This is a genomic window from Faecalibacterium sp. An77 (genome assembly GCF_002161315.1).
In the GTDB taxonomy this organism is placed as follows: Bacteria; Bacillota; Clostridia; order Oscillospirales; family Ruminococcaceae; genus Faecalibacterium.
This window is the reverse complement of the sequence record NZ_NFHK01000095.1, coordinates 1-1,191: the sequence shown is the minus strand read 5'-3', so window position 1 is coordinate 1,191 and position 1,191 is coordinate 1. Positions and strand designations below refer to the sequence as shown.

Below are 1,191 nucleotides of genomic sequence, written 5' to 3'. Positions count from 1 at the left end.
TATTCAAACAGTTCCACCGGCCACGCTTCCGGCTGATGGTTAACCGGCGTATGTGTTTCCGGCGTTTGGGTCATTTTGTGGCCGGCGTTTTAGGCATTTTTTATTTCGGCGTTGACACAGGGGTAAAAAATGAGCAATCAATATCAGAAATTAAAAAAGCAGCACTACCTTAGCCTGCTGCAGAAGTGCGCCCGCAGTGGAAAGAACAAGCGGGAGTGGTGCGCACAGGCCGGCGTGAAATATTCAACCCTCATGAGATGGCAGGTGCTGCCTTGGCTGGCCGGTAGGGATGAACATATGCTTTTAAAATGCTCATTCCGCCGTCATATCCAAGTTCTCGCAGTCGTTCCAACAGAACAACACAATTGAAGATGCCTTGTCCCATCCATTCATTCAACTGCGGCTTGTAAGGATCCAACTTGGACCCTTTGGAAACACCCTTTAGCCCATGCTGCCGATCCGCCTGCTCCATATACTTGCGGGCCGTATTTTTGGAGATCCCAATTTCTTGCCCAATCGCATAAGCGCTCTTGCCTTTTCCTGCTAAATCTTTTATCATTAGTATAAGCCCACTCCTAATCATCCGACTATCCTCCCTAAAAGTATTCGACACACTTTTAGGATAGCCGGTCTTTAGGCGTGGGTCAATTTTTGTTCGGCGCTATGGGGCTATTATACTTCGGCGGTGATAGTGCAAAGCCATTACCATTTTGCTCTTTCATCGCTATTCCTTTCCACTGGGTTGTTGGCACTTTCCAGTGTACAGGATTTAAAAGAGCATCGGTAGTGGCTTTATCTTTTCCGACTAAATTTGGTTGCAAAACCCCGACACTTGAAGGTTAGTTTCGCCCGACCCGAATAGTAGTGTCAACAGGACTCTTATTGTACCTTATCGTTCGGTACCACTCTTTCTGCAAAATCATGCCTGCTGCTCAGGTCATACGTAAGCGCCTCACGAAACAGTGTACTTGACAATAGAAAAAAGGTAAGCGCTCCATAATCCCCCGACTGTAAAAAAGTACTGACCTGTGAGAAAATAAGAGAAAGTATCAAAAGTCTTAGAAATCTCAGAAGTCTCACGGGGGTAAAAATGAGCAATCAATATCGGGAACTAAAAAAGCAACATTACCTTAACCTGCTGCAAGAGTGTGCCCGCAGTGGGAAGAACAAACGGGAATGGTGCGCACAGGC

General features: G+C 46.4%; 1 protein-coding gene. It reads right to left on the bottom strand.

The features are described 5' to 3' along the window. Window positions 1–250: 250 nt before the first annotated feature. A complete protein-coding gene (locus B5G28_RS14165) occupies window positions 251–559 on the bottom strand; it encodes a hypothetical protein (RefSeq protein WP_144265579.1) in 309 nt (102 codons plus the stop codon). Window positions 560–1,191: the final 632 nt, after the last annotated feature.